The sequence below is a fragment of the Methylobacillus draconifructus genome (genome assembly GCF_045984385.1).
GTDB classification, from domain to species: domain Bacteria; phylum Pseudomonadota; class Gammaproteobacteria; order Burkholderiales; family Methylophilaceae; genus Methylobacillus; species Methylobacillus flagellatus_A.
Genome location: NZ_JBJQIJ010000012.1, coordinates 1 through 1,237 on the forward strand (window position 1 = coordinate 1; position 1,237 = coordinate 1,237).

Below are 1,237 nucleotides of genomic sequence, written 5' to 3' on the forward strand. Positions count from 1 at the left end.
TGAATCGCCCCCACTTTCCTAGACAGCTCAAGAGTCTCAAACTATGGAAGTTGAGGAGACATCATGAGCAAGCAACAACGTTACACCGAAGAATTCAAACAGGCCGCCGTCAAGCAAGTCACTGAACGTCAGTTTTCAGTAGCAGAGGTCGCGGAGCGGTTGGGCGTTTCAAGCCATAGCATTTATGCTTGGATCAAACGATTCAACACGCCTGAAGACGAACTACAGCACGTCTCCAATCAGCAAGCAGAAATCCGTCGCCTTCAGGCTGAGCTGCGCCGCGTCACTGATGAGCGAGATATCCTAAAAAAGGCCGCCGCGTACTTTGCCAAGCTGTCCGGGTAAAGTACGCATTTATTCAAGAGCACGCCTGCTCTCACCCTATCCGACGTCTCTGTCGCATGATGAGTGTGCATCCCAGCGGTTATTACGCATGGCAACAGACACCACAGTCTGCAAGAGCGCAAGAAGACCAGCGCTTGCTAGGCCATATCAAGCAATCCTGGCTGGAGAGTGGTGGGGTTTATGGCTATCGCAAGATCAAAGATGATCTTCGAGCTTTAGGGGAGACCTGTGGCAAGCACCGTGTTGCGCGATTGATGCGTCAAGAAGGGTTACGTTCTCAAACTGGCTACCGGCGTCGCCCTGGTCAGCTTGGCGGACGGCCCGCTGTGGTCGCCCCTAATCATCTGGAGCGCCAATTCGACGTGACCACTCCCAACACAGTATGGGTGACGGATATTACCTATATTCGAACCCATGAAGGATGGTTATATTTGGCTGCCGTGCTGGATCTCTTCTCACGCCAAGTCGTCGGGTGGTCAATGGCACCTAGGATGGATCGTGACTTGGCGATCAGCGCATTGCTGATGGCGGTATGGAGGCGAAGACCAGATAGGGAGGTGCTAGTCCACTCAGATCAGGGTAGTCAGTTCAGCAGCTATGATTGGCAGGCATTTTTAAAAGCGCACCGTCTCAAACCTAGCATGAGCAGACGAGGCAATTGCCACGACAATGCTGTCGCAGAAAGCTTTTTTCAATTGCTGAAGCGGGAAAGGATACGGCGGAAGATTTACGAGCATCGAGAAGCTGCCCGCCAGGATGTATTTGATTACATCGAGATGTTTTACAACCCTAGGCGTCGACACAGTTTCAATAATGGCCTATCGCCAGTAGAGTATGAAAAGCGTTATTTCGAGGGGCTGGCGACTGTCTAGGATAGTAGGGGCGATTCAAA

Annotated in this window: 1 protein-coding gene; it reads left to right on the forward strand. The window is 51.8% G+C overall.

Going from position 1 to position 1,237, the window contains the following annotated elements:
- Positions 1-63 precede the first annotated feature (63 nt).
- Positions 64-1,217 (forward strand): IS3 family transposase gene (locus ACKF11_RS15305; protein WP_407997763.1). Its coding sequence is split into 2 segments (ribosomal slippage): positions 64-304 and positions 304-1,217, totalling 1,155 coding nucleotides; the frame shifts between segments, so codons are not numbered across the junction.
- Positions 1,218-1,237 lie beyond the last annotated feature (20 nt).